This window comes from Marinimicrobium hydrolyticum, assembly GCF_030848505.1.
Classification (GTDB): Bacteria; Pseudomonadota; Gammaproteobacteria; order Pseudomonadales; family Cellvibrionaceae; genus JAVDDU01.
On the sequence record NZ_JAVDDU010000008.1, the window covers coordinates 71446 to 94568 of the forward strand.

At 54.4% G+C, this 23123-nt stretch carries 23 protein-coding genes; 9 read left to right on the top strand and 14 right to left on the bottom strand.

Annotated features, from left to right (window positions below; genetic code table 11):
* The gene (locus RBH33_RS13855; RefSeq protein ID WP_306732805.1) at positions 1 to 954 is read left to right on the top strand and encodes a response regulator transcription factor; all 954 of its coding nucleotides are present in this window, start codon (positions 1 to 3) and stop codon (positions 952 to 954) included.
* 83 nt (positions 955 to 1037) lie between these two features.
* On the opposite strand, the gene RBH33_RS13860 is transcribed toward RBH33_RS13855, so the two are convergent.
* Positions 1038 to 1820, bottom strand: a complete 783-nt coding sequence (locus tag RBH33_RS13860; protein WP_306732806.1) for a hypothetical protein — start codon at positions 1818 to 1820, stop codon at positions 1038 to 1040.
* A gap of 298 nt (positions 1821 to 2118) precedes the next feature.
* Here RBH33_RS13860 and RBH33_RS13865 point away from each other — a divergent pair, with 298 nt between their 5' ends.
* Genes RBH33_RS13865 through RBH33_RS13875 form a run of 3 tightly spaced genes read left to right on the top strand, consistent with a single transcriptional unit; the run spans position 2119 to position 4411 of the window.
* On the top strand, positions 2119 to 2799 hold the full coding sequence (locus RBH33_RS13865) for a CDP-alcohol phosphatidyltransferase family protein (RefSeq protein WP_306732807.1): 681 nt from the start codon (positions 2119 to 2121) through the stop codon (positions 2797 to 2799).
* Between the two features lie 4 nt (positions 2800 to 2803).
* Positions 2804 to 3745, top strand: coding sequence for a phosphatidate cytidylyltransferase (locus tag RBH33_RS13870; protein ID WP_306732808.1), 942 nt, complete (start codon positions 2804 to 2806; stop codon positions 3743 to 3745).
* 9 nt (positions 3746 to 3754) lie between these two features.
* Positions 3755 to 4411, top strand: a complete 657-nt coding sequence (locus RBH33_RS13875; protein WP_306732809.1) for a lysophospholipid acyltransferase family protein — start codon at positions 3755 to 3757, stop codon at positions 4409 to 4411.
* Between the two features lie 28 nt (positions 4412 to 4439).
* Here the strand turns inward: RBH33_RS13875 and RBH33_RS13880 are convergent, their stop codons facing one another.
* From RBH33_RS13880 to RBH33_RS13920, 9 genes are all read right to left on the bottom strand, one after another.
* The gene (locus tag RBH33_RS13880; protein ID WP_306732810.1) at positions 4440 to 5165 is read right to left on the bottom strand and encodes a TVP38/TMEM64 family protein; all 726 of its coding nucleotides are present in this window, start codon (positions 5163 to 5165) and stop codon (positions 4440 to 4442) included.
* Between the two features lie 170 nt (positions 5166 to 5335).
* Positions 5336 to 6343 (bottom strand): serine hydrolase domain-containing protein, encoded by a 1008-nt coding sequence (locus RBH33_RS13885; RefSeq protein ID WP_306732811.1) that lies wholly within the window; start codon positions 6341 to 6343, stop codon positions 5336 to 5338.
* Between the two features lie 154 nt (positions 6344 to 6497).
* On the bottom strand, positions 6498 to 7247 hold the full coding sequence (locus RBH33_RS13890) for an MBL fold metallo-hydrolase (RefSeq protein ID WP_306732812.1): 750 nt from the start codon (positions 7245 to 7247) through the stop codon (positions 6498 to 6500).
* 235 nt (positions 7248 to 7482) lie between these two features.
* Positions 7483 to 7917, bottom strand: a complete 435-nt coding sequence (locus tag RBH33_RS13895) for a DUF6691 family protein (protein ID WP_306732813.1) — start codon at positions 7915 to 7917, stop codon at positions 7483 to 7485.
* Positions 7918 to 7919: 2 nt separating this feature from the next.
* Positions 7920 to 8345 (bottom strand): YeeE/YedE family protein, encoded by a 426-nt coding sequence (locus RBH33_RS13900; protein ID WP_306732814.1) that lies wholly within the window; start codon positions 8343 to 8345, stop codon positions 7920 to 7922.
* 15 nt (positions 8346 to 8360) lie between these two features.
* Positions 8361 to 10088 carry a SulP family inorganic anion transporter gene (locus RBH33_RS13905; protein ID WP_306732815.1) on the bottom strand — a complete coding sequence of 576 codons (1728 nt, stop codon included), beginning with the start codon at positions 10086 to 10088 and terminating at the stop codon, positions 8361 to 8363.
* Between the two features lie 151 nt (positions 10089 to 10239).
* Positions 10240 to 11472 (bottom strand): organoarsenical effux MFS transporter ArsJ, encoded by a 1233-nt coding sequence (arsJ, locus tag RBH33_RS13910; RefSeq protein WP_306732816.1) that lies wholly within the window; start codon positions 11470 to 11472, stop codon positions 10240 to 10242.
* 10 nt (positions 11473 to 11482) lie between these two features.
* Positions 11483 to 12484 (bottom strand): ArsJ-associated glyceraldehyde-3-phosphate dehydrogenase, encoded by a 1002-nt coding sequence (locus RBH33_RS13915; RefSeq protein ID WP_306732817.1) that lies wholly within the window; start codon positions 12482 to 12484, stop codon positions 11483 to 11485.
* A 94-nt stretch (positions 12485 to 12578) separates the two neighbouring features.
* The gene (locus tag RBH33_RS13920) at positions 12579 to 12935 is read right to left on the bottom strand and encodes a metalloregulator ArsR/SmtB family transcription factor (protein ID WP_306732818.1); all 357 of its coding nucleotides are present in this window, start codon (positions 12933 to 12935) and stop codon (positions 12579 to 12581) included.
* Positions 12936 to 13076: 141 nt separating this feature from the next.
* On the opposite strand from RBH33_RS13920, the gene RBH33_RS13925 reads away from it, so the two are divergent.
* Positions 13077 to 13667 (top strand): DUF1287 domain-containing protein, encoded by a 591-nt coding sequence (locus tag RBH33_RS13925; RefSeq protein WP_306732819.1) that lies wholly within the window; start codon positions 13077 to 13079, stop codon positions 13665 to 13667.
* Positions 13668 to 13711: 44 nt separating this feature from the next.
* On the opposite strand, the gene RBH33_RS13930 is transcribed toward RBH33_RS13925, so the two are convergent.
* The gene (locus tag RBH33_RS13930) at positions 13712 to 16243 is read right to left on the bottom strand and encodes a glycoside hydrolase family 95 protein (protein ID WP_306732820.1); all 2532 of its coding nucleotides are present in this window, start codon (positions 16241 to 16243) and stop codon (positions 13712 to 13714) included.
* Positions 16244 to 16374: 131 nt separating this feature from the next.
* Positions 16375 to 17322 carry a LysR family transcriptional regulator gene (locus RBH33_RS13935; RefSeq protein WP_306732821.1) on the bottom strand — a complete coding sequence of 316 codons (948 nt, stop codon included), beginning with the start codon at positions 17320 to 17322 and terminating at the stop codon, positions 16375 to 16377.
* Between the two features lie 183 nt (positions 17323 to 17505).
* Here RBH33_RS13935 and RBH33_RS13940 point away from each other — a divergent pair, with 183 nt between their 5' ends.
* The 4 genes from RBH33_RS13940 to RBH33_RS13955 are packed head-to-tail and all read left to right on the top strand — an operon-like array spanning position 17506 to position 20278.
* Positions 17506 to 18441: a sodium-dependent bicarbonate transport family permease gene (locus RBH33_RS13940; protein WP_306732822.1), complete on the top strand. Its 936-nt coding sequence runs from the start codon at positions 17506 to 17508 to the stop codon at positions 18439 to 18441.
* An 11-nt stretch (positions 18442 to 18452) separates the two neighbouring features.
* Positions 18453 to 18947, top strand: coding sequence for a 5-(carboxyamino)imidazole ribonucleotide mutase (purE, locus tag RBH33_RS13945; RefSeq protein WP_306732823.1), 495 nt, complete (start codon positions 18453 to 18455; stop codon positions 18945 to 18947).
* Positions 18944 to 20002, top strand: coding sequence for an ATP-grasp domain-containing protein (locus RBH33_RS13950; RefSeq protein ID WP_306732824.1), 1059 nt, complete (start codon positions 18944 to 18946; stop codon positions 20000 to 20002). Before purE ends, RBH33_RS13950 begins: the two co-directional genes overlap by 4 nt.
* A 24-nt stretch (positions 20003 to 20026) precedes the next feature.
* Entirely contained in the window at positions 20027 to 20278 is a 252-nt protein-coding gene (locus tag RBH33_RS13955) for a DUF1244 domain-containing protein (RefSeq protein ID WP_306732825.1), read from the top strand.
* Between the two features lie 90 nt (positions 20279 to 20368).
* Here the strand turns inward: RBH33_RS13955 and RBH33_RS13960 are convergent, their stop codons facing one another.
* Complete coding sequence (locus RBH33_RS13960) at positions 20369 to 22216, bottom strand: choice-of-anchor tandem repeat GloVer-containing protein (protein ID WP_306732826.1); 1848 nt, start codon at positions 22214 to 22216, stop codon at positions 20369 to 20371.
* 373 nt (positions 22217 to 22589) lie between these two features.
* Positions 22590 to 22745: a hypothetical protein gene (locus RBH33_RS13965; RefSeq protein ID WP_306732827.1), complete on the bottom strand. Its 156-nt coding sequence runs from the start codon at positions 22743 to 22745 to the stop codon at positions 22590 to 22592.
* Between the last annotated feature and the right edge of the window lie 378 nt (positions 22746 to 23123).

The window sequence follows — 23123 nt, forward strand, 5'->3', positions numbered from 1 at the left end:
ATGCTAACTGACTTGGAATTGAAGGCTTTCAACGCGTTTCTGGTGGAACTTTATGGCTCCGCTCGTGACCATCACCCAAGCTTGTTTCGACGCCGGACATTGCAAAACTTACGCAAGTTGTTGCCATTTGACTTTGGTGCCTGGGGGGGCGGCACAGCGGTTGACCGAATGGTCACCGATGTGGCGATACTTGATCAGTCGGCTGACTTATTTCAGGCATGGGAGTCGGTGGCTTCTAGCGATACCTATTGCGATCTTGCGCTCAAATTCCTAAACAAAACGGTCGCATTCAACGATGTGAAAGGCTTTCGCCGTTCAATTGCTTACAACGAACACTGGCGCCAATTCGACGCGAGGAATATGATTGCCACGATTACGCCTGAGCCCGCTGATGGCTATGTCTCCTTTCTTGGCCTCTGCAATTCCGACTCCAGCAACAACTTTACCGCAAAGCACCGGTATCTGAAGCAGTTGCTGATGCCCCACCTGTCCGGTGCCTTGCGGATGAACCGGGAAGCGGCGATTGATTGCCGTCCTGCACCTGACGAAAGCGTAGCGGTGATAAACTGTGTGGGACAGGTGCTATTGAGCCGACAATCGATTGACGCACTGCTGCATGAAGAGTGGGGTCCTTGGCAGAAGGGGGTTCCTGCTTCGATTTTACCTGGACGCGGACAGAGCCGCCGATGGCGTGGACGTGCAGTGCTGATTGATATTGAACCTATCGGCGATAACTTTCTACTGAAGGCTCACCTTCTCCGCCCGGAAGAAAGGCTTACTCCCAGAGAAACCCAGGTGGCGGTACTCTTCGCTCAGGGACTTTCCCATAAAGAGGTGTCCTGCGAGCTAGGTGTCGCCCCCGCTACGGTGCGCAATCATATAGCGAACATCTATGATCGACTTAAAATCAGCGACAAAGCAAATTTAGCGCGTTTACTGTCATCCACCGTTTAACACTAGACAGTAGTCGTCACGGAAGACGCGGGAACTGAATAATCATTGCCTAACTACTCTTGCCTATCAACTTCGTGCGGATGTCAATTGGGGATGCACTTAGAGGCGTGACTTTGCTCGTCATACACTGGAAGCCCTACGGGTTCCATTAACGTTGACTCTGGAGCCAGTTTAACCGTGAATACTTTGGGTTTCGGATCCAGTTCAGAGGGTCGAGGGTCGTTGATAATTTCAACGTTCGCTAGCCCCAGCGTTTTCATGTCCTCGACTGTGTACACCCAGCCATCGCAACCTTTTCGAACTTCCTTTAATGACTCCGATTGCCCAAGAACATTGAGCTTTGGCGAGATACCCAACCGCTGGTAAAACTCTGCCTCTCGTTTTTCATTGGTCTTTATGTAGGACTCTAATGACTCTTGAACTTCTTTCTGGATCCGTTCGCGCTCACTCTCCGGCGCAGCCTCTAGTATCGCTACTAACGACGACATGTCGAATCTGTCACTGGTTGCGCCGCCGTGGAAGCCGACAATAGCATTTTCACCCAGTAATTTTCTGCGGCCCGCCGGAAAGACGTAGTTCGCACAAGAAGAGAAACACAATTCGTAAACCTTCACGTCCAAGCCGTTCCGATGCACCCACTCACCGAGCTCAAGCCCCAAATGAATGGCGCCACCCGGACTTGTGATGGTGAGTGTGGCTGGCTTGATTTCCTGACGATCAAAAAGCTCAAAAGCCCTGTCATTAGCCTCTTGGGTTAGGCCGCCGCGGTAGATAATTTGTTCACCTTCTACCTCCACCACTGTTTCGGCAGCGCAAATCAGCGGAGCTGCCACCAGTAATAATAAGCAACAACCCAATCCCCTCATGCCTTGCCTCTTGTTCAAAATTTTATGGAATCTCAATGGGTGGAATAGTATCCCCCATTTCCCCAAACTGTTGCACTAGGGTGCGTTCACTGTTTGCTATTTTGGTTCAAAATGATCTCCTATTCTATTGATTTCAATGGTATTTATCGATGTTGCTTGGCGATTGCTCAAGGCCTCGTCCAGCCAAGCGCAGCCCACGTCCCACTTGGCCCAGGCGCCAAAATCCGCTAGGCTCCTAGCATCCGCCCGGCGCTGCTTATGCGCTGTGTGCAAAAAGAGTAAACAACAGGGACTTTCCATGACCGATACATCCCCCAATGACCTTCCCCAGCGCCGTCCGATTGCGGCTCGTGACACGGGTTGGGCAAACCGAATTGCCAGCTGGCTGGCGTCTCGAGATGTGACGCCCAACCAGATTTCCGTGGCCAGTGTTGTGTTTGCCGGGGTGGCGGGCGCCCTACTTCTGGCTCGTTTGCAGCTACCGGATGGTTGGGCAGCGGCTGCGCTTGTGCTGGCGGCGGTGTGCATTCAGGGGCGGCTTTTGTGTAATTTGTTCGATGGCATGGTGGCGGTTGAAGGCGGTAAGACGACGCCGGCTGGGGAGATGTTCAACGATATTCCGGACCGCATCGCCGATCCGTTGATTTTGATCGGCGCTGGTTACGCGGCGGCCGCAATGGGCTATGCACCGCTGCTTGGGTGGTTGGCGGCCTTGCTCGCGGTATTGACGGCTTATATTCGAGTACTGGGTGTGTCCCTCGACGCGCCGGCGGATTTTGGTGGGCCCATGGCGAAACAGCATCGCATGGCGTTGATCACGGTGGCTTGCGTGTTGTCCCTGGCGGAATTCTGGGTGTTGCCGGCTGGGTCGGTTCTGACTGCCGCGCTGGTTCTCGTGGTGTTTGGGGCGGCGCTCACAGTGTGGCGGCGCACCCGAACGCTTTACCGGTTTTTGAACGCCCGGGCCACGGAAGGATAAGCCGATGATTTGGAACGATTTGCCCACCAGTGCAATTAGCGCGTTGGGCGGGGTCTTTGCGCTGCTGGTGATTGCTTCCGCTGTGAGTATTACTCTAAAGCAAATGCGACCAGACAAAAACTACCTGGAACTGCGTCAGCGGGTTCGGTCCTGGTGGTTGATGATCGCGCTGGTTTTCGCGGCGCTGCTGATGGGTAAAGGTGCCTCCACGGTGTTCTTTGCTTTCTTGAGCTTTTTAGCGCTGAAGGAATTTCTATCTATTGTGCCCACGCGTTTGACGGACCGGCGGGTGTTACTCTGGCTGTACCTGGCGATACCAATCCATTACTACTGGGTCTACGCCGAGTGGTACGGCATGTTCATTATTTTTATTCCCGTGTATCTGTTTCTTTTTATCCCCACGCGCATGCTGTTGGTGGGCGAGACGGATGGCTTTATCCGCTCAGCCGCCAGTTATCACTGGGCGGCCATGACGACGGTTTTTTGTCTGAGTCATATTGCTTACCTTCTGGTGCTGCCAGCGTCGGTTAATCCTGCTGGCGGTGCCATCGGCTTGGTTCTCTATCTGCTCTTCTTAACGCAGTTCAATGATGTGGCGCAGTACATTTGGGGTAAAACCCTGGGCAAACGGAAGATCGCGCCGTTAATTAGCCCCAATAAAACCTGGGGTGGATTCCTGGGCGGCTTGTTTACTACCATGGTCGCCGCTGCTTTGTTAGCCGAACACCTCACTCCGCTCAATTGGTTGGAAGGGCTCATTGCTGGCGCCATTATCGCGCCCGCCGGGTTCATCGGGGATTTGACCATGTCTGCCGTAAAACGGGATTTGAAAATCAAAGACACCAGCCAGTTAATTCCGGGGCATGGAGGCATCCTGGATCGGCTTGATAGTCTGATTTACGCCTCTCCGCTCTTCTTCCATTATTTGTACTATCTGAAGTATTGAGGCTGATGTATGAGCCGTGTTTCCCGCCCGCTTAAACTCCTGTTCTTTGTACTACTGGTTCGTCCTCTGGTGCTTATTGTTCTGGGCTTGAATATTGTCAACCGGAATAAGTTGCCCACCCAAGGGCCGGCGATTATCGCCGCGAATCACAACAGCCACTTGGACACAATGGTATTGATGTCCTTGATGCCGCTGCGGGTACTGCACAAGGTTCGTCCGGTGGCGGCAGCGGATTATTTTTTGAAAAACCGCTGGCGGGCGTGGTTTTCTCTTAATGCGATTGGCATCATTCCCCTCGCCCGCCGGGGCCGAATGGATAGAGAAACCTTGTTCGAAGGCTGCCGTAGCGCGCTTGCCAATGGCGACATACTGATTCTGTTTCCGGAGGGCAGCCGCGGCAAAGCCGAACAGATGCAACCCTTAAAGCGTGGTTTGTTCCATTTGGCATCCGCCGAACCGGACGTGCCCGTTATCCCGGTCGTTATGCACGGCCTTGGTCGAGCACTACCCAAAGGTGACCCAATCCTGGTGCCGTTCAATTGCGATGTAGCCATCGGAGATCCCCTGCCCCTGAGCGAAGACGGAAAGGAGTTTATAACGGCTGTTGAGGAGGCTTTTCAGAGGCAATTGAACGAATGCTTGACGTGGGGCAACACGGGCGCCTAATTGCCTGAGAAGGAGACGAGCCCTCTCGTCACAAGCGCCTATACACCATTAATACGCCTTTAGCGAACCAGGGAAATAAGGCGAGCGCCAGTAAAGACAGAATGAGTGCGGGCGACATTATGTCGGAGATGCGCCTCACAGTTGCCAAATGCGTGCCGGCATTTACAAAAAGCACCGTGCCAGGAAGCATGCCAATAAAGGTGACCCAGAAAAACGTCCATCCGCGCATGGGTGTGAGCGCCATCAAAAGGTTGACAACAATAAACGGCGATAGTGGAATCAACCTGAGGCTAAACAGGAAGAACGCGCCCTCGCGCTTGATTCCTTCATTGATCATATAGAGCTGGTCGCGAAACTTTTGTTGCACTTGGCTTCGAAACAAGCGGCGCCCCAAAACGAAGGTCAGCATGGCGCCCAACGTGGCACCTAAAGAGATCATGACAATCCCGAACCAAAGGTCGAAAAGGACACCAGCGGCTACCGCCATAATGGTAACAGTGCCGGGAATCGAAAAGAACGTGACAAGGATATAAGCAACCAGGAACAGGAACGGCGCGAGGATAGGGTTTAGATCATGGAATCGTATAAAGTCACCCCTTTCAGCACGCAGTTTCGACAAGGTGAAATAGTCGTCCAACCCGAGGGCATACACAGTTACAACCACAGCGACAAACAGTCCAACCGCTAGCAAACGCTTCATCCCCAAGCCTCGTAAAAACTGCGTGGTATTCATTCGCCCTCCTTCGGCATTCAATTACGAATCCTCATTCCGTGTTCGCGCGCCATCCGCCGGTGGTGATGACTGATCATTAGCTTAGTGAGACGCAAGCCCGCAGAGTTCCGAAGACTCCGCCGTCGCGTATGCATTAGGAAGGCATAAGCCGAGTGCGTTTTAGCGTCAAAAAATCTCGTGGCGAAACAATGCTATGCCGAACGCAACACCTTGATCATGGCCCGGGCGGCCACATTGTGCCCGAAGAATTGATTTACGGTGCCGGATAAACAGGTTGCGGTTTTTGGATCAAAGAAGGCAAAAGCGCCAGAGTGGCCCCAGTGGCCGTAGAGGCCTTTACTGAGGTGGAGTATAGAAGTGGGTTGTCTGGATACCCCGATTCCATAAAAAAAGACGCCGGGTGAAAACAACAGACGCCAGCGGTACAGATCATTCAGCCGATCTTTGTTAAACAGTTGTCCATTGAAGAACGCCTCAGTGAATAACCCTAGTTCCTCCGCCGTTGATACAAGCCCGCCTTCTGGACCAATGGAGCTCATATAGCGAGGTAGTTCCAGTGTTCGCCCCTTGTAGTACATAGGCACAAGTTGTGGGTCCGGTTCGCCGCGGTATATATAGGTATTTTTTAGGCTTAATGGCCCGATGATTCGCTCATCGAACACCGCGTCTAACGTCAATTTAGTGATAGCTTCAATGATCGCACCCAGAAGCTGGAAGTTGGTGTCAGAGTATTGCGCGCCCTTGCCGGGTAAAAACTTAGGCTGCCGTTGTTTGGCTGCTTTGATAACAGGCCAAAACCCCCATGGCTCATCTTCCCCCGCAATCAGTCGGTTTACGGTATCGCCTTGAAAGTAATCGGGAATACCTGAGGTATTCGAGAGCAAGTGCACCATTTCAATCTCGCCGGAGCGGTCGACGCCGTTTTTGTTGTGCAGCCCAGTAATCACATCCGCAGGTAGATATTTGGATATTTTGTCGGTGAGACTTAGCCGTTTTTCAGCTTCAAGCTGCAGGATGGTGGCGGTGACAAACAGTTTGGTGACGCTGGCCGCGAAGAATCGTGAGGAAGCCTCCAAATCGCCAGCGGCCGTGGTGAAAACGTCTTCTCCACGCCTCACGTGCATGACAAAACCGAAAATATGTTTCTTCTTGATGGCGTCCTGTGAAATGGTATCAAGATCTTGCTGAGTCAGTTTCATGCGAGACATTTTCCTTCGGTTAAGGCATTGATTACAGAACCCGGTATTCCCGAGCCGATTAGTACCCCCAAAGACTGGATTCCCGCTTTCGCGGGAATGACGGCCACAAAATCGTCATCCCCGACTTGATCGGGGATCCAAGGCCATTTCTGCCCTACCCTTGCAGACTTTGTGTCATTTGTTCGCAGTATTCCTTGAGCGCGTCGGGCAAGTTCTGTGGGCAGACACCGCACTTTCGATTACCAGGAACGGCGTAATCGATGAATTTCGGGTAAGGAAGGTTTAAGTTCGCCATGATTTCCCTGAACTCCTCCAGGGTCTTCTGCTGACCCAAGCGCTCATTGCGGTCCTTTTCCTGGCCAATGGTGGAGACTCGGCGTTGTTTGTAATCGTGTGCCGGGTAAACCAGGTAATCTTCTGGCAAGGTAAACAGCTTTTCAGTGACGCTTCGATACAAAGTATCCGCATCACCGTTTTGGAAGTCGGTTCTGCCGCAACCTTCGATCAGTAATGCATCGCCTGAAAAAATCCGGTCTTGCCACACGTAAGCAAAGTGGCCATCGGTATGCCCCGGGGTGTGCAGCGGGTCGATGTTTATACCCCCCACCTGAAAAGGCTTGCCTTCTTCTATGCCGACATCCGCACATTCCAGATTGTCTATGGCTGGTGCGGCTATACGGCTGCCCACGCGCTTTTTCAACTCCAGGGCGGAGGTAATGTGGTCCGCGTGAATGTGCGTATCAATGGTGTAAGCGAGTTTCATGCCCAGGCGTGCGATTTCACCCAGGTCACGATCGATGGAGTTGATCACCGGGTCTACCAAGACAGCCTGACCGGTTTCTTCACAGCCCAGCAAGTAGGTGTAAGTGTTGGAGATGGGTTCGATCAGCTGACGAAATATCATGGCCGGACTCCTCAAGTGAAAAGTATTTGTGTTGAGCGCACGTATTGCTGGATTCCCGCTTGCGCGGGAATGACGAGCGTGAAACTGTCATCTTCGGTCGTTTATAAACGAATGACTGATGCCCGTTCTTGCGAGAACGAATCCCACGATACCGTCATCCCCGACTCGATCGGGGATCCATGGACCAGCGGTTCCATCTATTGCCGCCTAAGCGGAAATGACGAGTTTAATAGAGCTACTTACCCAAGCGCGTAAAAAGCCAATTCTGCAGGAGCGCACCCGCGGCCATGGCGGCCAAAAATCCAAGTACCGGCAGCAGGCCCGTCGCCGCGGCGGTAATCGCGGGGCCGGGGCATAGCCCGGCTATGCCCCATCCGATGCCGAAGATGATCGAGCCTCCAATCAAACGACCATCAACATCTTTGCGTGTGGGTACGTAAAATTGTTTGGCAAACAAAGGATGGGGTCGCTTAAGTACCCACGCGAACAATGGCAAGGTCACGGCGACCGCGCCGCCCATAACAAAAGCCAGTGTTGGGTCCCAGGTGCCGGCGACGTCCAGGAAGTTTAATACTTTGGCGGGATTTACCATTTGAGACACGATCAACCCTATGGAGAACAAAATCCCGCTGCCGAAGGCGATGAGCAATGCCGGTGTTTGTTTCGTCATTTTTACGCCCCCAACAGGTGCCGTACCACATAAGTGGTCACGACCGCCGAAATCATAAAGGTGACGACAGCCACCACAGAACGCATGGAGCGCCGCCCTATTCCGCATACGCCGTGGCCGCTGGTGCAGCCACCCCCCAAGCGTGTGCCAAAACCGACCAACAACCCGGCCACTAACATCCAGGGCCAGGACACCTGCAGATCAACCGGTAGCGACGTGCCCGTGATCAGGGGCCACAACAACCCGCCCAGTACCAGCCCCGCAATAAACGCCGCGCGCCAGGAAACGTCGCCCCGCGCTGGCGTGAGCAACCCGCCAAAGATGCCGCTAATTCCAGTAATGCGACCGGTGCCCCACAACATCAGCACACTGGCAACACCAATGAGAATGCCGCCGATTAATCCAGAGATGGGTGTAAATTCCGTCATAATTTTAGTCTCCTGTTACACAGGTCGAGAGGCGCCGGTGAGGTACTCAACCGCTTCCTCGGTACTAAAAAAGATCTTCCCAGGCGCGAACCACTCTTCCATACCATGTCGCTGCAAGCGATCAAGAATGGGGCCCTTAACTTCCGCCAAGTGAACAGTTATACCCGCGTCACGGAGATTCGACGTAAGCTGCTCGAGGATTTCCAACGCGCTGTAGTCGATACTGTTTACGGCGCTGCAAATGAGTACTAGATGTTCCAATTCCGGTTCTTCAGCGGCGCGTTCCGCCACCAGATCCTCCACGTAGTTCATATTGGCAAAGAACAGGCTTCTGTCAACTCGTAATAACAGCAAGTGTGGCCAGGTCTCAGCACGGTGACGATCCTGATTGCGAAAATGACTAGTGCCGGGGACCCGCCCTACTATAACAACATGGGGCCGGCTGCTGCGCCACAAAAACGCCGCCAGAGCGACAATCACACCGAGTAACAGCCCCAGCTCTATGCCAAGCCCCAGGACGCCAAAGAACGTTGCCAATAACGTTAAACCATCCGCCCTATCAAAACGATAGGCATTAACAAACGCCCGCCAATCAAAGAGCCTCACCACCGCCAGGATGATTACCGCGGCCAATGCCATCTTGGGAAGATAATAAAACCAATGGGTGAAAAATAGAGCCACCAGCGCTACCCATAGCGCGGCGATCACACCCGCAATCTGGGTTTGTGCCCCGGCAGTAAAGTTGACGCTGGAGCGGCCAAAACTTCCGGCTACGGGCATACCGCCTGTAAAAGAGGCCGCAATGTTGGATGCCCCAAGGGCGACCAACTCTTGATTGTTGTTGATTTTTTGACGCCTTCGGTGCGCAAAGGCTTTGGCAATGGACACGCTTTCCACGTAACTGATAATGCTGATGAGAATTGCCGATGGCAGCAGCTGCAAAGCGCGCTCATATTGAAGGAAGTCCCAGCCTACTTGAGGCAGCCCGGAGGGCACAGAGCCAATAACCGCCAGCCCACGCTGATCCAAATTCAGACCAGCGGCAATTGCCGTGAGCGCTACAACAAGGGCCAGGGGGCCGATGCGCGAAATCACTTTTGCGTGCGATTCATCAACGCCAGCGCTAACCAATAACCGAACCACAGGCGCATTAAACAAGGCGATGGCCAAGATCCCAAACAGGCCTAGGGCAGCCGTCAAAACATGCACGTCACCTACCTGCCCTGCAACCGCCATAAGCATTTCATAACCCGCCCCCGCCGGAACGGCAATGCCTAAAAGATTGCCTAGCTGGCTGAGGATGATCAGTACAGCGGCGGCACTGATAAATCCGGAAAGAGCGGGATGGCTGATGAAATTGACTAAGACGTCCAAACGCAGCAATGCCAAAAACAACAGTACAGCACCGCTCAAAAAAGCCAGTAGTAAGGCGTCGGCTAGGTATTGTTGTTCTGGGGCACCACCGATGGCGTTAGCCACCAAAAGCGCCGCCACAGACACCGGCCCCACAGACAAAGTGCGGCTGGTACCCAGTAGCGCGTAGATCAGGGGCGGAAGAATGCTCGCGTAAAGCCCTACCTGTGGAGGTAAGCCCGCCAGTATGGCGTAAGCTAAGCCTTGGGGAATCAATAGTGCAGCCGTGATGCACCCGGCCAGCAAGTCTTCTAAAAACTGGCGGCGATCATACTGGCGCAACCATTGCTGTGGAGGCAGCAAGGAGCTGGTATTAGATTTTCGTTTCATCCCACTCCTTTACCTACGGCCCACTGAATTCAGACGAAAGAAGCTAAGGTTACTATTGAACTACGTGAAAAGGATACCTTGGGTTTGGAGGGGGCGAACGCCCGGGGCCAATGGGCAAGCTCGCCGAACAGGGTAGTAACGCTCACCTCAGCTATTCTGGGGAAGCTGTTTCAACCTCTTGGTGTGACGGCAGAGCAAGAGAAATAGCGGCGGCAAGTGCCACAAACGCTGCGGAGACCCACAGACACGCTTCCAGGCCATAGGCCTGAAAAACCCATCCTGACAGCAAAGTGCCAATCAAGCGCCCCATGGCGTTGGACATATAGTAAAAACCGACGTCCAGCGATACGCCATCTTCTTTGGCGTAGGAGACGATCAGGTAACTGTGCAAGCTGGAATTGACCGCGAACACAGCGCCAAACAGCAGTAGGCCACCGATTAGAACCGGTTGCGGCGAAAAACCAAGCCCCAAACCGAAAGCGATAATCGCGGGCAGCAGTGCCAGCACCGCGGTCCAGCCGAAGGCCGCGCCGCGGCCCGGTGCGCTGGAGCTCTTACCGGTAATCATGGGTGCAAAGGCCTGTACCACTCCGTAACCAATTACCCACAAGGCGAGAAACCCACCCACCATCCAGTGATCCCAACCGAATACTGTGCTCAGATAGACCGGCAAGGCAATCACGAACCAAACGTCGCGCGCTCCGAATAAGAACAACCGAGCTGCAGAAAGAACGTTAATTGCCCGGCTTTTGGATAGCAGCTCTTTAAACTTTGGCTTGGCCTTGGCTTTTCCCAAGTCCTGTTTCAGCAGAAACAGACTCGCCAGCCAAACCATCGCGAGAGCGATCGCCATGACCAGCACCGCGCCGCGAAACGCCAACAAAGCCAGCAGCGCACCGCCCAGGAAAAAGCCAACACCTTTCAAAGCGTTTTTTGAGCCGGTTAAAATCGCCACCCATTTGTACAAAGTGCCTTGTTGTTCATTGGGCACCAGCAATTTAATGGCGCTCTTGGCGCTCATCTTATTGAGGTCTTTGGCGATTCCGGACATTGCTTGCGCCGCCATGACCCACACCACCGTCAGCCACGCTGTGGGCACCGTTAGCATAAGCAAGGCGATTACCTGCAGAGCCAAGCCTATGTTCATGGTGCGATTCAAGCCCAGTCGAGCGCCCAAGTAGCCACCCACTAAATTGGTGATTACCCCGAAGATTTCGTAAAACAAAAACAGCGAGGCGATCTGCAGCGGCGTGTAGCCTAGGCTATGAAAATGCAACACCACCAACATGCGCAAGGCGCCGTCCGTAAGCGTGAACGCCCAATAGTTGCCCGTAACCACCATGTACTGGCGAATCTGTGGCGACAGTGTTGCGAGCGACAGCATAGTAAGCTCCTTACGCCAGCCCAACCTTGCGCGTCAGTTCGGCGGTGCGGCAGGAATAACCCCACTCATTGTCGTACCAGGCATAGATTTTCACCTGAGTATCATTGATCACCATGGTGGACAAGGCATCAACAATGGAAGAACGTGGGTCGGTCTTGTAGTCGATGGAAACCAGTGGCCGCTCTTCATAGCCGAGAATGTCTTTAAGCTCATTGTCGGCGGCTTCCTTTAGGAACTGATTGACCTCTTCAGCGGTGGTCGCGCGCTCCACTTCGAACACGCAATCGGTCAAGGAGGCGTTGGCCAAAGGCACGCGTACCGCGTGGCCATTCAGGCGGCCTTTGAGCTCGGGAAATATTTCTGTAATGGCAGTCGCCGAGCCGGTGGTGGTCGGTATCAGACTCATGCCACTGGCACGGGCTCGACGCAGATCAGCATGAGGCTGGTCCAGAATACTTTGGGTGTTGGTCAAATCGTGAATGGTGGTAATGGAGCCGTGGCGAATGCCAAGTTTCTCATGAATGACTTTAACCACCGGCGCCAAACAGTTAGTCGTGCAGGATGCCGCCGTAACAATTCGGTGCTTGGCGGGATCAAACAGCTGGTCGTTCACACCCATCACCACGTTCAGTACCTCCGGCTCTTTGACCGGCGCGCTGACTACAACACGTTTTACGCCTTGATCCAGGTAGGCATTGAGCAGCTCGGTCTTGCGCATCTTGCCACTGGCTTCAATCACTACATCACAGCCGGACCAGTCGGTATCGGCAATGGCTCTATTTTGTGTGACGGACACGCGAGCGCCATCGATAACAATCGTTTCGCCTTCTGCCTGAGCTTCGTGCTGCCAGCGCCCGTGTACTGAATCAAAATTCAATAAATGGGCGTAGGTCGCTGCATCCGCCGCCGGATCGTTGATATGTACGATCTCCAGCTCTGGCATATCCCAAGCCGCGCGCATGGTTAAACGCCCGATACGGCCGAAACCGTTGATACCTACTTTTATGGCCATAATTGATTCCTAAATTTGGATGGAAAAATTGCACTCGCCTCGACAATGAAGACTGCGTGGTAAAAACAGCGGGAATGATGAAGGCGTTAATGCGTTAACAACAAACCGCCGCCCTTTGCGGTCGCCCGTCCATATCCTGCAACCGTTTAACTTGTTCCTTTAGCCATTGGGCATTGCTCTTTCTTGTAACAGCTAAAACCTCCAGCACCCACGTGTCTAAACTCGGATGCAGCCGGTAATACACCCATTGCCCCTGGCGTCGGTCCGCCAATAAGCCGGCATTGCGCAGCAATGCCAGATGGCGGGAGATTTTAGGCTGAGGTTCATCCAAAGCGCAGGTCAACTCGCACACGCACAATTCCCCTTCGCTCTCGATGAGCAGAGCCATTTTTGTGCGGGTTTCATCGGCAAGACACTTGAAAAGCTCGACCGGGCTAATGCTCGTAGACATGACTGGTTTACCATAGATATACGATAAAACGAATATACGGTATTTCGTATATTCGGTAAAGCGTCAAGGCGGTGCAGACTCCACCGGCCCCATTTGTGTACCATTGGCCCAATAACAAACTGACTCGAAGGAAGCGATGCCATGAAAGCCCCGCTTTTACTCACACTTTTACTACTTGCGGTGAATGTCGCCGCCTTTCAGGACGACTTGGTCCAAGCCGCCCACCTGCAGACCCAACAAAACGTGCGCTACGACCCATCGTATTTCTCGATCGATTACCCCAATGGTGATGTGCCGGCCGATATCGGCGTGTGTACGGATGTGGTGATTCGGGCCTACCGCGCCCTGGGGGAAGATCTACAACTGCGGGTCCATGAGGATATGGCGGCTAATTTTGATGACTATCCTTCCCGCCGCATTTGGGGCTTACAGCGCCCGGACACCAATATTGATCACCGCCGAGTGCCGAATTTGCGGCGATACTTCGAGCGCCAGGGCGCCTCCCTGCCTGTGTCCAACAATCCCGACAATTATCAAGCCGGTGACCTGGTCACGTGGATGCTACCCGGCAATTTGCCGCACATTGGCATTGTGGTGGATGAGCTCGATCCGGCCACGGGCGCCCCGTTGATTGTTCACAACATGGGGCGCGGACCAGAGTTGGAGAATATTCTGTTTGCTTATCCTATCGACGGGCATTACCGCTACGCGCCACAGACTCACGCGGATTGACCCTGTATGTGTCAGTTGGTCGCGTCCCTGCGGCCCGTTGTCCCTTAGAAAGTGAAGCGGTAACTGCGCCCGGCCTGAGTATCAAACTCAACCAACTGGCTGGGCTTGATGTCCACGGGCTCGACGGCGTCGGGGTTGTGAATAAGCGGTTCGGCAATGACCGGGATTTGCATCAATGGGTTGGCCGGCACCGTACCTTCGGCAACCGGCTTCAGGCGCACTCGACTTTGCGGTTTCAAATCAGAGTGCAAGCGCAAACGCGCGGGCCCACCTAGACGGGAATGAACGGTTAGCTCGCTTACTTTGCCCTCCTGCCAACTCATATCAATCACAAACCCACCGCGTGTGACCAAGCCACTCACCCGCCCTTCCGGCCACGCATCCGGCAACGCCGGTAGCAAATGAATGGCGCCGTCATGGCTTTGCAACAACATTTCCGCAATGCCGGCGGTTACCCCAAAGTTGCCATCAATTTGATAGGGGGGGTGTGCTGCAAACATATTGACGTAAGTACCCCCGGCTTCGAAACCACCGTCGCCGTGTATCAATTTGATTTGATTATCCAGTAAGCGATAGGCACGGTTGCCATCCTGCAAACGCGCCCAGATATTGATTTTCCAACCCATGGCCCAGCCGGTGGAGACATCACCACGATGCTCCATACTGGTACGCACGGCGCTGAATAACTCTGGGTGCCGGTAAGGGGAAATTTGGTTACTCGGATGTATTCCGTACAGATGAGACACGTGGCGGTGTTTGTCGTCCGGGCTGTCCCAGTCCTGCAACCATTCCTGCAATTGCCCGTACTGACCAATTTGCATGGGCGGTAATTGCTCGCGCAACGCCGCCAGCTCGAGTGCGAAATCCTTATCTTTATTGAGCACGTCGGACGCTTCCATGACCAAGGAAAACAAATCAAATACCAGTTGATTATCCATGGTGGTACCGGCATCAATGGAAGCTTCAACACCATCGTCCCGGTGCAAGTAGTCGTTCTCCGGTGAATTACTGGGCACCACAACCAGCCAACCATGCTCTGGATGCTCACGCAGAATGGAAACGTAAAAGCGAGCGGCGTCACGCAGTACCGGATAGTATTCCGCCAAAAAGTCCCGATCACCCGTGTGGTGATAACGGTAACCGATGTGTTGAGTTAACCAGGCGGGCGCGCCCAACCACTGGCCCCACAAATAAGCACCATCCACTTGGCCGGTGATGCGCCAGATGTCGGTATTGTGGTGCACCATCCAACCGTCGGCGTCGTACAGTTCGCGCGCACTTTCCTGCCCGGTGATGCGCAAATCTTTCAGCATGGCGAAGAACGGGTCATGCAGCTCGGACAAATTCGTTGGCTCGGCGGGCCAGTAATTCATTTCCGCGTTAATGTTTAGAGTGTATTTACTGTCCCACGGTGGTGTGAGATCCCGATTCCAAATGCCCTGCAAATTCGCAGGCTGCGTACCGGGCTGGGAGCTGCTGATCAACAGGTAACGACCAAACTGAAAATACAGCGCGGCCAGATGCGGGTCATCTTGATGGTTGAATTGATCGATGCGCCGGTCGGTAGGTTGATCCAGCGGCGCGCCCAAATCCAGTTGCACGCGATCGAATTGCTCCCGGTAAGCGGCGATGTGCGCGGCTCGAATCTGTTCGTAGGGCTGAGCCAGCGCTTCTTTTAAATGCGCTTCTACGCGCGCACCTGGATCGGCGGATACATCGTTGTAACTCACATGGTTGGTGGCAATGGCCGTGTAAAGAGTCACACTATCAGCGCCACGAATACGCAAACCATCGTCTGTGGATTCCAGGGTGCCACCTTCCAATACCGGATTAACCAAAGCCGTGTAGCGGATCTTGCCCTCAACGCCTTCGTGATCAGTTCCGCGGCCGTCCAGGCGCAGGCGATCTTGATCCACGCTCACTTGGTGGTCCATAGGGCTGGTGAACCCTAAATCCAGGTCCAGTTGGCCACCTTCGCTGGCACTGAGGCGCGTGACCAGCACAGGTGCGGACAGGGCTGAAAACACCTCCCGCTTGTAAGTCACATCCCCTACTGTATAACGAACGGTGGAGATGGCTTGGCCGATATCCAAAGAGCGCCGGTAGTCTTCCGCGGTGCCAGAGTGCCTGTTATCGATGATCAGCTCACCCACTGTTTGATAGGGCATGCCATCGTTAGTGGACTGTACGTGCTCATTTGCCAGGGCTTGAGCCTCTTCGTGGCGATTGGCAAACACCAGCTCGGTAATGCGTTCCAGGTGCGGTTTGATTGATGGCGTGACGTTATTCTGAGGGCCACCAGCCCACACGGTATCATCGTTCAGCTGTAGTCTTTCTCGCTCCACTCCACCGTACACCATGGCACCCAAACGGCCGTTGCCCACCGGTAGCGCGGCGTGCCAGTCGTCAGCAGGCTCTGCGTACCACAACTCCAACGGTTGAGCGTCAGCCAGGGCGACCTCGTCTTTCGGTGTGGTATTGGATTGGCAGGCAGCCAGCAGGCCCAGGGTAAGGCATGCCAGTAGCCGCCCAAGCCATTGGCGCGTCCGAAGGTGATGCTCGAAAGTTATTATCATGGAGTTTTCTCTCGGTCCGTGGATGAAACGCTTGATTAAAATAGGAGAGGATAGCGCAGGAAGCGGGATATTTCACATACAGCACTGGGTTTAAATATGATAATTGGCTCAACCCTCCTTTAACGATCAGCTTATCCCGGGCCTAAAAGCTTCCTCAAGTCTTCTGAAACCCAAGCTGGCTCAATGCACCTGGTAAGATCGGTGGCCATATACTCCACCAATGCTTGTGCGGCTTGTGACAAGCGGCGGTCCCTCCGGCTCACCAAGTACCAGTTGCTCTCCAGTGGGAAACCTTGCACGGGCAATTGCACTAGCTTTTCCCGGCCCTCGTCCAGCGTGTGAGCGGACAGTACCGCCAGTCCCAAACCCGACGCCACCGACAGCCGAATGACTTCATTGCTCTCGATTTGCTGGGTGTTGTTCAGCTCCAGCCCTCGGGCGCTCAGCCAGGTGTCGAACGCCATACGCGTAGCGGAGCCGGGCTCGCGCATTAAAAAGCGCTCGCCCTTTAGCTCGCTGAAATCCACTGCCTCCCGCTCTGCCGCCCAATGCCCTTTGGGCGCGATCAACTGCAAGGGATTGCGAATGATGGCGGTAGCGCGCACGTGTTGGCCGCTGGGCGGATGGCTGAACAGGTAGAGATCGTCCTCCTGATTGGAGAACCGCTCTAAAATCCGCGCCCGGTTGCCAATGTTCAGCGTGATATCCACCTTTGGCCTGTGCTGATAAAAACCGCCCAAAATACGAGGAATCACATACTTGGCGGTTGTCACCACACCCAGTTTTACATGGCCCCACTGCCCCTGCCGCGCTTCCTCAAGGGTATGGCCAAAATCCTCAAAGCGGCCCATCACATCGCAGGTGGCGCGATAGAACTCACTGCCCACCGCAGTCATGGCCAGCTTGCCGTCTTGCATCTCCAGTAGAGGTTCGCCTACAGTTTCGGTAAGCTTTTTCATCTGCAGGGAAACTGTGGGCTGGGTCAAGTGCAAGCTGCGCGCCGCCTCAGAGATGCTGCCGGTACGCACCACCTGTAAGTACACCTGTAACAAGCGGAAACTTAAGTGCCGCAGATCCATATCACTTCCTTCAACTGGCCACACAAGCAGGCCATAGATAATAATCTATTTAAGACAAGCATAAATTTTATTATCCATAATAGCCTTCTGTCGGGATAATCGCCACCCGCCGGAGCCTGGCCGCAAATCTGTCTAGGCCGAGGTACGGAGCTTTCGAGAGGACACTACTTCCAAGAGGATACTATGCCGGATATCGTGATCGCATTTTTCGCCCTGGGCCTGGTGGCTGGGTTGCTAAAATCGGACCTCAAGGTTCCCCACGCCGTTTACGAAACACTTTCCATCCTGCTAATGCTTACCCTTGGTCTGAAAGGCGGCCTGGCACTGCACGGGCAGGCGCAGGGCTCAGCCCTCTGGGATCTGCTGCTGATCGGCTCTTTGGGGTTGATCATCCCCGTCGTTCTCTTTCCTTTATTGACTCGCTTGGTACGCCTGGACAACGCCAATGCCGTAAGTATCGCCGCTCACTACGGTTCAGTAAGCGCGGGTACCTTCGCGGTGGCGCTGGCGCTGGCTCAAAGCGCGGGCATGGAGCTGGCTCCAGAGACCACCCTCTATTTGGTATTGTTGGAAGTGCCCGCTCTGGTGATTATGCTCTGGTGGTATCAGCGCCAGAAAGGCGCGGGAAGCACTTCGGCCAAAGTCTGGCACGAGGCTCTTACCAGTCGTAGCGTGTTGCTTTTGGTCGGCGGCGTAATCATTGGTTGGATCTACGGCCCCGAGGGTTTGGCACCTATTACCCCGACGCTAATGGGCGGATTTACCACCTTTTTGGCACTTTTTCTGCTGGAAATGGGAATTTGTACGGCCAGAGCCTGCTTTCCCCTCCCCTTACAGCACTGGCGCCTGTTATTATTCGCCTCCCTCGCGCCCTTTGCGCTGGCTTGGGTCGGTTTGGGCGTGGGACTCTGGTTGGGCTTGCCCCCGGGAAGCCTGCTGGTACTGGCGGCGCTCACGGCGAGTGCTTCCTACATAGCCGCCCCGGCCGCAATTCGCGCCGCCGTGCCTGAGGCCGATATAGGCCTGGCCATGTTGGCCGCACTGGGCGTTACCTTCCCGATCAACGTATTGATCGGCATACCCCTGTACCAGCAGTGGGTGGTGTTACTAACGCAATAAGGAGAACACAGATGACGGCAGATGTTGCCATTGTGATGGGCTCGCGGTCCGATTGGCCGGTCATGAGCAAAGCCGCGGAGCTTTTGACCGAGTTGGGCGTAAGCTGGCACGCGGAAGTCGTCTCCGCGCACCGCACACCCCAAAAGCTGTACGACTTTGCCGAATCCGCTCAAGAGCAGGGCTATCAGGTGATCGTGGCTGGCGCCGGCGGTGCAGCGCATCTGCCAGGCATGATTGCGGCCATCACGACCCTGCCGGTCTTTGGTGTTCCGGTACAAAGCAAAGCGTTAAATGGCATGGACAGTCTGCTGTCTATTGTGCAAATGCCCAAAGGCATCGCCGTAGGCACCTTGGCCATTGGTGAAGCCGGTGCCGCCAATGCCGGTTTGCTGGCGGCGCAGGTATTGGCCCTGCACGACGCCGACCTGCGCGAGCGCTTTCAAAGCTGGCGCAAAAACCAAACCAACGCCGTGCTCGACAACAGTTCCCTGGATCTTCCGATATGACTCAACCCATAGCCATCCTCGGCCGTGGCCAGCTCGGCTGGATGCTGCGCCGCGCCGGTGACCGTATTGGCGCCAACGTACAATTGCTGGACCCTCAGGCTCCGGAGCAACCCGCCCCGGACACACTGATTACGGTAGAGAGCGAACATTGGCCGGACAACGAGGGTACTCGCGCCCTGCGTCAGCACCCCGGGTGGCAGAACGCCAAAACCCTGGATACGCTGCCGAGCCGAATACTTCAAAAGACGCTGCTGGACGAACTGCAACTGCCCACCGCGCCCTGGTGCCGACCTAAAGTTTCCGACAGCGCCGAGGATGTGCACAACACCCTCGGCCCAGACTTTCTGCTCAAAACTGACCGCGGCGGTTACGATGGGCGTGGCCAACTGCGTGTTAAGGCGGCAGAGAATACCGCCCTGCCCGGTTGGAAAAACGAGGCCATTGCTGAGTCCGCTATTGCCTTCGATACCGAAGTTTCCCTGGTGGGCGCACGTGGGCGCGATGGTCAATGCGTGTTTTATCATTTGACTGAAAACTACCATCGCCAAGGCGTACTCACCGTCAGCCTCAATCAGCCGGAACGTTTCGCCGCGCTGCAACCGGCTGCCGAGGCCATGCTCACCAAACTTATGACGCACCTGGATTACGTGGGTGTTATGGCTATGGAATGTTTTTTGGTGGGCGATCAACTGCTCATTAACGAACTGGCGCCACGTGTGCACAACTCTGGCCACTGGACTCAGGATGGCGCGGCCATTTGTCAGTTTGAATTGCACCTGCGGGCGCTGCTGGGCTGGCCCATGCCGAAACCCCATGAGCGCGGCACCACCGCCATGGTGAATTTGCTGGGTATGGAGCATCAAAAAGAATGGCTCACAGTTCCGGGCGCTCGTTTGTACTGGTACAACAAAGTGTGTCAGCCGGGCCGTAAAATGGGCCATATTAACCTGCAACACCCGGACCCAAAAGTCATTGCCCAATGGTTGCGTACGCTACCGTTGCCAAAAGAGTATGACGCGAGTCGAGAGTGGGCTTTGGAACGCCTTACTTCCTAGTTCAGGCAAAGGGACCAATTCACTATGAATGAACAAACGCAAACCGAAATTGAAGCCGCCGCCTTCCGACGCCTGGTGGATCACCTGGATAGTCGCAAGGACGTTCAGAACATCGACTTAATGGAACTGGCCGGCTTCTGCCGCAACTGCTTGGGCCGCTGGTACATGGAAGAAGCTCAACAGCGAGGCGTCGACATTTCCAAAGAAGCGGCCCGGGAGCAGATTTACAAAATGCCCTACGAGGAATGGAAACAGCGGTATCAAACTCCAAGATAAATCTGCCGTCCGCGATTATCTTTCCTCATGGATTCCCGCCTGTACGGGAGCGTAAAAATTGGGCGAGGTGGCTCCACCTCGCCCAATTTCCTAAGGCTTCAATATTCTAAACAAAGTACCTACGGAATCCGTTCCCCCACTATACGATGTGCCGTAAAAATGGCCATCACTACCCTGAATGATTCCATATGAACTTGAAGCTCCGCCTGCGGGAAAGTAAGTCACCACCGAAACTTCACCCTCGACAGACATTTTAAACACCGCGCCCCCGAAATGCATGTAAGGACCACTACTGCCACCCCAGGCTATACCGTAGAAATGACCATCGTCCGCCAAGACGAGCGCCCCCGAAGGGGTACTCAAACCGCAGTTACAAACCATGCCATCTTCAACCACTTTAAAGGAATGCACGAGACTAAACTCGCCCGCAGGCGTGATTTTGAACACGGTGCCCGCGTTATTGGGACCACTGTACATGGCGGTACCGTACAAATGACCTTCCGGCCCCACAACCAACCCGCCCTCGGCCCAGTAGCCGGAAGCTTGATCAAAAGCCTTGAGCACTGTGTGCTCTCCCTGCGGTGTAATACGGAACACGGTGCCATTACTGTGCGCGCCACCGCTTCGGGTAACTCCGTAAAAATTGCCATCCTCGCCCTCGACCAACGGGCCGTTGGGTGTTCCACCATTGGTCTGGTCAAAAGAATGCAGCAGCGTAATCTCACCAGCGTGCGTCATTTTAAAAACGGTGCCGGTGTGCGTACGCTGACTATTGTAGGCTCCACCGCGACTCATGACTCCATAGAAGTTCCCGTCGCTACCAAGCGTGAGCGGATAGCTCTGATCAGAGCCCGTCTCGACAATATTCAATGGTGCCAAGTAGGTTAAATCCCCCTCCAGGCTCATGCGGAACACCGCACCTGAGGGCGATGGGTCGCCACCATAGGCGGAACGGGTTGTACCGTAAAGATGGCAATCGCTTCCCAGCGTCAGACCAGCGTAGGGGTTGATGCCATGCAGCCCAGCTTCCGGCATGAAGTAGAACGTATGCATGACGGAGACATCACCCGCTGGCGTCATGCGGAAGATCACCCCGTTGGCGTTGTAACCGGTGCTGTTTTCACCACCGTAGTACGTCACGCCGTAGAAGTTGCCGTCCGGACCTTCAACCAGGGTATTTTCAGGCCGCCGGCCCGTGGGGCTATTCACCCATACGGACGAGTCGTAGGTGAAGTTGTATAAGGTGGCGTAGGCTTCGCTTTGCACCACTGGAGACTGTCCGGAAGAATCATAGTCCGCACAGCTTTTAACCACGGCCGTTGAGCACACCAAACTCACGTTGGTTACATTAGAGGTACCCACGGATCCGCTACCTTGGCTCAGCGTACAGCTCTGCCCAGAGGGCTGACTGAAGATGCTCACCTCATAACTGCCGCCTTCGGCAATGGGCGTACTAAAAGCAAAGTTGCCGTTGGCGGAGACCGTTAGCGTATCTCCACCATTGTTCTGCAGCATCACCGACCCGGTAAGGCCGGACACGTTGCCACCCACGGTGTAGCCGCTCGCCCCGCCGCCACCGGTTCCATTGTTAAAATGCGCAACCAGGGTGCGCGCGCTGGTCACTGAAAAAGCATAGGACGCGCTGGTGGAAACCTGGTTACCCCCTTCACTCCAATGGGAGAAGGTGTAACCGGAGGCTGGCGTGGCCATGGCCGTGGCGCTGGCTCCTGACAGGTAGGAGCCGCCCCCGAAGGTCAACCCGCCCGCTACAGGCGAAGCCGATAGAGTTACTTGGTAGCTTGTGTCCGTTCCCCCACCTGGCGGCAGATTGCCACCTCCGTCCTTACCTCCTCCGCCACCCCCGCCGCAAGCGGACAGCAATAACACCAATACACTAGTCACCCACGCACTGCGGGTACGGAAAAGAATACTGATCATAGGAATGCACTCGTGCAGGAAGGATATGGCGCTGAATATAACACCAGCACGGTGAAACGACATACTCAATATTGGGTATAACTGCCGCTTTTACTGTCCTGGCTCAAGGGAAGGCGGACAGTTGAATAAACCCCCTGCGGCTGGAACACTAGCGGTTCGCGGTCCACAGAGGTCGCGCTATCGCGTCCCGGTTTAGGCTTCTCAACTCGGGCTTATGCAATACCCGCATCGGGGACAGAACGTTGACCAGCAGGAAGGCTATAATGGAGGCAAACTTGAATTAGATTTTTCTACCCATAGCGAACTTAACATTGTTTTTTTTAGTCCGAGAAGTTGACCTGAGATAGGCTAGAACTTCCTCGCATATTTCTTATTAGACCTCTGGAAATTCATCGCGCAACCCCTGCAGCCGCGTCATTCTAACGCACCAGTTTTCCATCACCTCCCTACTCGCTGGCCCGGAGTCGTTCAGCTTTGCTTCGGCAACGTTGTCTTCGTAGTGAATAATGAAGCCTGTCGTTTTTAACATAGACTCCATCTTAGAACCTAGATCAAAGTCATAACTCCCTGACTTCCCGAAGTTAAATAGTGAGATCAACACCCGCTGCCATCCCGAGCAGTCTTTTTCAAATTGAATGCAGCTCTGGGATACACTCTCTACGGCATGGTTCCGTGATGTGCACTGAACGATAACATGCGTTTTGCAACGCATACATTCCAATTTGCCATGCATTTGCGCCGCCAGAATAGCCGACTTAGTGAATATTTGGCGCAACCTAGAAGTCAGCATAAAGCGCAGACAATGATAAAAGGACATCACTTCCAGTTCGTCCCGCTTCATTTACAACCACTACATACCGAATTTTTGAAAACCTTTTTTTGGCGCGTTACACTACAGCGGGAACGT

Coding starts and splice junctions, on each gene's coding strand:
- RBH33_RS13855 (WP_306732805.1), top strand. CDS start 1: ATGCTAACTGACTTGGAATTGAAGGCTTTCAACGCGTTTCTGGTGGAA.
- RBH33_RS13860 (WP_306732806.1), bottom strand. CDS start 1,820: ATGAGGGGATTGGGTTGTTGCTTATTATTACTGGTGGCAGCTCCGCTG.
- RBH33_RS13865 (WP_306732807.1), top strand. CDS start 2,119: ATGACCGATACATCCCCCAATGACCTTCCCCAGCGCCGTCCGATTGCG.
- RBH33_RS13870 (WP_306732808.1), top strand. CDS start 2,804: ATGATTTGGAACGATTTGCCCACCAGTGCAATTAGCGCGTTGGGCGGG.
- RBH33_RS13875 (WP_306732809.1), top strand. CDS start 3,755: ATGAGCCGTGTTTCCCGCCCGCTTAAACTCCTGTTCTTTGTACTACTG.
- RBH33_RS13885 (WP_306732811.1), bottom strand. CDS start 6,343: ATGAAACTGACTCAGCAAGATCTTGATACCATTTCACAGGACGCCATC.
- RBH33_RS13890 (WP_306732812.1), bottom strand. CDS start 7,247: ATGATATTTCGTCAGCTGATCGAACCCATCTCCAACACTTACACCTAC.
- RBH33_RS13895 (WP_306732813.1), bottom strand. CDS start 7,917: ATGACGAAACAAACACCGGCATTGCTCATCGCCTTCGGCAGCGGGATT.
- RBH33_RS13900 (WP_306732814.1), bottom strand. CDS start 8,345: ATGACGGAATTTACACCCATCTCTGGATTAATCGGCGGCATTCTCATT.
- RBH33_RS13905 (WP_306732815.1), bottom strand. CDS start 10,088: ATGAAACGAAAATCTAATACCAGCTCCTTGCTGCCTCCACAGCAATGG.
- arsJ (WP_306732816.1), bottom strand. CDS start 11,472: ATGCTGTCGCTCGCAACACTGTCGCCACAGATTCGCCAGTACATGGTG.
- RBH33_RS13915 (WP_306732817.1), bottom strand. CDS start 12,484: ATGGCCATAAAAGTAGGTATCAACGGTTTCGGCCGTATCGGGCGTTTA.
- RBH33_RS13920 (WP_306732818.1), bottom strand. CDS start 12,935: ATGTCTACGAGCATTAGCCCGGTCGAGCTTTTCAAGTGTCTTGCCGAT.
- RBH33_RS13925 (WP_306732819.1), top strand. CDS start 13,077: ATGAAAGCCCCGCTTTTACTCACACTTTTACTACTTGCGGTGAATGTC.
- RBH33_RS13930 (WP_306732820.1), bottom strand. CDS start 16,243: ATGATAATAACTTTCGAGCATCACCTTCGGACGCGCCAATGGCTTGGG.
- RBH33_RS13935 (WP_306732821.1), bottom strand. CDS start 17,322: ATGGATCTGCGGCACTTAAGTTTCCGCTTGTTACAGGTGTACTTACAG.
- RBH33_RS13940 (WP_306732822.1), top strand. CDS start 17,506: ATGCCGGATATCGTGATCGCATTTTTCGCCCTGGGCCTGGTGGCTGGG.
- purE (WP_306732823.1), top strand. CDS start 18,453: ATGACGGCAGATGTTGCCATTGTGATGGGCTCGCGGTCCGATTGGCCG.
- RBH33_RS13950 (WP_306732824.1), top strand. CDS start 18,944: ATGACTCAACCCATAGCCATCCTCGGCCGTGGCCAGCTCGGCTGGATG.
- RBH33_RS13955 (WP_306732825.1), top strand. CDS start 20,027: ATGAATGAACAAACGCAAACCGAAATTGAAGCCGCCGCCTTCCGACGC.
- RBH33_RS13960 (WP_306732826.1), bottom strand. CDS start 22,216: ATGATCAGTATTCTTTTCCGTACCCGCAGTGCGTGGGTGACTAGTGTA.
- RBH33_RS13965 (WP_306732827.1), bottom strand. CDS start 22,745: ATGTTAAAAACGACAGGCTTCATTATTCACTACGAAGACAACGTTGCC.